The following is a 4,343-nucleotide window of genomic DNA, read 5'->3' as shown; positions in this document are numbered from 1 at the left end:
ACATCTCTTACGAGCACAGGGAGTGGCTGGATGACTGCAGCTTCAAATACCTATCAGGATACAACTATGTCATCTGCTGATACAACAGTTGATGCTGCAGCAAGAGATAAGTTTACTACTATTAAAGGCGGCGGAGAAGACATAGTAACAGTAATGGTATACATGTGCGGTGCCGACCTTGAAAGCAGAAGCGGTATGGCGACCCGTGACCTTAATGAGATGGTTTATGCGGACATTTCCGATAAGGTTAATGTCATTGTAGAAACAGGCGGTGCCAAAAAGTGGCAGAATTCTGTCATAAGTGCATCTACAAACCAGCGCTGGAAAGTTGAAAAGGGCGGTCTTGTAGCCCTTGATAAGAATGTAGGATCCAAGCAGATGACTGATCCTGACACCCTTGTTGACTTTGTAAACTATGCCAAAGAGAATTATCCAGCAGACAGATATATGCTTATATTCTGGGATCACGGCGGCGGATCTGTATCAGGTTATGGATATGATGAACTGTATCCAAATGCAACAATGACAATAGATGAGATACAGACAGCCCTTAAACAGACAGGGATAACTTATGATTTTGTGGGCTTTGATGCCTGTCTTATGGCCGGAATGGAGACAGCTATGGCAGTCGAGCCTTGCGCCGACTATCTTATAGCATCAGAAGAGACTGAACCCGGAACCGGCTGGTATTATACAAACTGGCTTACAGCCTTGTCTCAGAACACATCCATTTCTACAGTAGAACTTGGCAAAAAAATAATAGACGACTTTACATCTGCCTGTGCATCCCAGTCTTCAAGATCAAAGACCACACTTTCAATTATAGATCTCGCAGAATTTAAAGGTGTTATACCCGATGTACTGACAAGCTTTGGCACAAGTCTTAATACACAGCTTAAGAGTGAAAACTATCAGGAGGTTGCTAAAGCCAGAAGTGATACAAGAGAGTTTGCAAGTTCATCGCATATAGATCAGGTAGACCTTGTTAACTTCTGTAATAACCTTGGAACAGATGAAGCTAAAGAGCTTGCGGATGCAGTAAAAGGCTGCGTTAAATATAACAAAACCTACAATGTTACAAATGCCTATGGAATGAGTATATATTTCCCTTATAGTTCACTAAGATCAGTGAATTCCATGGTCAAGATATATGAAAACCTTGATATGGACGGATCATATTCGGATTCCATAAAATCTTTTGCTACACTTGAATCCTCGGGCCAGATAGTAACATCACAGTCATCACAGGGAACAGGACTATTTGATGTACTTCTTGGAGGAAGCGGATCATCTTCATCCTCTTCATCTGTTGATATTACATCTATACTTATGCAGGCCCTGTCAGGCTCCGGTTCATCTGTAAACAGTTCATATTCAGGATCCGGATCAGGCTACGGATCTATCCTTGACTTTGCATCCCTTCTTGGAGGAAGCGGACTTGTAAGCAGCGATTCAATATCAGATATAGCATCACTTCTAGGAAACAGAGCTGTTATAACATCAGACGATCTTGCCACCACTCAAAAAGACGGACAGGATGTTGTGGTACTTTCGGAAGATCAATGGTCGCAGATGAAGGCAGTAGGCCTTAATGTATTTGTTGACGACGGAGCAGGCTACATTGATCTTGGTATAGATAATGTTGCAAGCTACAACGACGACGGAGATCTGATCGTTACATATGATGGTACGTGGATGGCAGTTAACGGACAATTTGTTGCCTTCTATATCTGTCAGGATGACTACGATGCAGATACAGGATATTACTATCTTTTAGGTTACATTCCTGCAGAGCTTAACGGAGAATACGTCAATATCATGGTTGAATTCTCATCTGATAATGAAGCAGGACTTATCCTTGGAGCACAGGCTGTATATAAGGGATCCGATGGCGAGAACAGTTTTTCAACTGAAGGAAAAGGACTTGTTGAGATCGTAGAAGGGGATAAGATCGATTTCCTTTGTGATTACTACTCTTATGATGGAACTTTCCAGGATAGCTATTTCCTGAATGAAGAGTCACTTGTAGTTGATTCGGACGGACTTTACATTGAGACACTTACTATGGACAACGAGAATGTATATTACAGCTACAGACTTACAGATTACTTGAATTCGAACTACTGGACACCGGTTCAGAAGTATTAAAGATATTGTATGAAATGGAAAAGGCCGCGGGATTACCTGCGGCCTTGATTTTTGTATTAATTCTTTTTCTTGTTACGAGAAGAAGCGGCATTTTTTGTTTTACTATTATGAACAGAAGCTTTTTTGTTGCTGTTCTTATTTGATGAAGCGTTTTTCTTCTTGGCCTTTATAGCTTGTGAAGCGGGATTTTTAGGCTTCTTAGATGAAGAAGACTTAGAAGCGGTCGGCTTCTTCCTGACTGAATATCCGAAAGTTCCAAGTTTGGCGCCAAGTTCTCTGTAGGTTCCGTGTTCATATGCAAACATTCCTATATCATCCATATGGAATGCGTTCTTTTCGTCCATATATTTTTCATCAACATGAACAGCCACGACTTCTGCAAGGAACATATCGTGCGTCCCAAGAGGAATTATCTGAGTCACCTTGCATTCGATAGATACAGGTGCTTCCTCTATCATGGGAGCAGATACTACTGAACTCTTTGCAGGAGTTAAGTGACATTCTTTGAATTTATCAACCTTACGTCCTGAGGTGCAACCGCAGTAATCACAGGCACGCGCCAGATCCTTGTCAGGGAGATTAATTACAAAGCATCCGCTGTCCTTTATCATCTGATAGGAATGTCTTTCTTTTCTTACTGAAATATAAGCCATTGGGGGATCTGAACATACTGTGCCGGTCCATGCGATGGTGATTATATTTGGCTTTTCGTCAGCGCTCTGGCAACTGACCATAACAGCCGGAACGGGATATATAAAATTACCTGGTTTTGGAAATTGTATTTTACTCATAATGAATTATTCTTTTTGGGGCTGGTTTACGTTAAAAAACAATAAATAAGAATCCGAAATCAATTCCAAGTCATTGAAAGCTTTTTCTTGTGCTCAGCACAATCTGTGAGATAGAGGTTTATAAGAGTCTGATAGGGGATACCGGTTTCTTCAGATTGCTCCTTAAAATAATTGATAGTGGTGATGCTGATGTTCATAGTTATTTGTTTTTTTAGCTGTTTAGCGTAAGGATTTTTTCTCGGATTTAAATTGCTAATATCATATTCTTTGCGCATATTATTAACCTCCGTTATATTCTTCATAAAATGAAGCTTCAGATGTAGTTGCTTTTCTTGCAGAGATAAGTCGGATTACGTCATCTTGTCTGTAGCAATGACTGACTATACATAATTTTTCTGATTTAGTGAATCCTATTATCAAAAATCTGTCTTCGTCTTCAGAATGATCTGGGTCATCGAAAAGAATTGCATTGGTATCATAAAATACAGTCTTTGCTTCATTAAAACTTAATCCGTGTTTATTTATGTTGATCCGATTTTTGCTTTCATCCCATTCAAATCTAATGTCATTCATAATTATATTATAATTATAATGTAATTAAATGTCAATTTACGCATGTAAAGCAAAAAAGTTGTACATATACATCTTTAAATAATTGTATATATTTAACTGGCATAAGTTGTTGACATAGCTGGTGCCACTATCTATTATAGAGATACAAGTTTGTGTGCATTCATGAATTATAGATTCAAGAAGGAATGAGTTCTTTGCGGGCTTGTATCTTTTTGCATTTCAGGCTGTAAAAACGGATTGATATACAAAAGATGTATTCTTTTCATTTGCAACAATACAACTTTGAAAAGGGGCTGACAAGGGATATATGGCTAAGTACCAGGAGATTGTCGGATGGATATCCGAACAGATAGACAAGGGGGATTATCCTCCGGGAAGCAAGATTCCGTCTGAAAACGAATTATGCAGTAAATTTAATATAAGCAGGCAGACAGTTCGTCATGCTATTTCTTATCTTGTAGAGCAGGGCAAGCTCACAGCAGAGAGAGGCAGCGGAACTTACGTCAAGGGAGACTTTGTTGAGAACTCCTCAAAGAGGATTGCTGTAGTTACAACTTATGTTGACAGCTATATTTTCCCTAAGACTATTCAGGGAATAGAGAATAAACTCACAGAGTATGGCTATACCATGCAGCTTTCCTTTACAGGCAATACTTTTGCCAAGGAGAGAACTATACTTCAGGATCTTCTTGATAATGGAGACGTGGCAGGACTTCTCATAGAGCCTTCAAGAAGTGCTCTTCCCAATCCTAACATTGATCTTCTGGCTGAGCTGGATAAGAGAGAGACAAGGATACTCTTTCTTAATAGCAATTATACCCAGCTTCCATT

At 39.6% G+C, this 4,343-nt stretch carries 5 protein-coding genes; 2 read left to right on the top strand and 3 right to left on the bottom strand.

All coding sequences use genetic code 11. The annotated features are described in order from the left end of the window. On the top strand, positions 1-2,148 hold a 2,148-nt coding region (locus K6G87_RS15390; protein WP_296839196.1), incomplete at its 5' end, for a clostripain-related cysteine peptidase. Between the two features lie 56 nt (positions 2,149-2,204). Here the strand turns inward: K6G87_RS15390 and K6G87_RS15385 are convergent. Genes K6G87_RS15385 through K6G87_RS15375 form a run of 3 tightly spaced genes read right to left on the bottom strand, consistent with a single transcriptional unit; the run spans position 2,205 to position 3,512 of the window. Next, positions 2,205-2,939 (bottom strand): flavin reductase family protein, encoded by a 735-nt coding sequence (locus tag K6G87_RS15385; RefSeq protein ID WP_296839193.1) that lies wholly within the window; start codon positions 2,937-2,939, stop codon positions 2,205-2,207. 59 nt (positions 2,940-2,998) lie between these two features. Beyond that, a complete protein-coding gene (locus K6G87_RS15380) occupies positions 2,999-3,214 on the bottom strand; it encodes a CopG family antitoxin (protein ID WP_073385816.1) in 216 nt (71 codons plus the stop codon). A 4-nt stretch (positions 3,215-3,218) separates the two neighbouring features. Beyond that, positions 3,219-3,512, bottom strand: coding sequence for a BrnT family toxin (locus K6G87_RS15375; RefSeq protein WP_296839186.1), 294 nt, complete (start codon positions 3,510-3,512; stop codon positions 3,219-3,221). Between the two features lie 307 nt (positions 3,513-3,819). Here K6G87_RS15375 and K6G87_RS15370 point away from each other — a divergent pair. Beyond that, on the top strand, positions 3,820-4,343 hold a 524-nt coding region (locus K6G87_RS15370), incomplete at its 3' end, for a GntR family transcriptional regulator (protein ID WP_296839182.1).

Source organism: Butyrivibrio sp. (assembly GCF_024699075.1).
This window is presented reverse-complemented; position numbering and strand designations above follow the sequence as displayed.